A 240-nucleotide genomic window follows, 5' to 3' on the forward strand; every position below is an offset into this window, starting at 1 on the left:
ATTACTCTTGAAAGCATAGTTGTAGACTAAAAGTCCAAGAGACGTTGTAGCATTATTTGGACCACCACTCGTCAACGCAAAAATTTGGTCAAAGGCTGTCAAACCAGACTTAAGAGCCAAGATAAAAACCATTGAGATCGTTGGCAGTAAATAGGGCAATTCAATCTTCCAAAAAGTTTGTTTACTGGTTGCACCATCAATTGATGCTGCCTCTAAAATATCAGTTGGAATACTCTGAAG

At 38.3% G+C, this 240-nt stretch carries 1 protein-coding gene; it reads right to left on the minus strand.

All coding sequences use genetic code 11. The features are described from left to right. On the minus strand, positions 1–240 hold a 240-nt coding region (locus CF394_RS03620; protein WP_133079797.1), incomplete at both ends, for a carbohydrate ABC transporter permease.

The sequence above is a fragment of the Tetzosporium hominis genome (genome assembly GCF_002265435.1).
GTDB classification, from domain to species: domain Bacteria; phylum Bacillota; class Bacilli; order Bacillales_A; family Planococcaceae; genus Chryseomicrobium; species Chryseomicrobium hominis.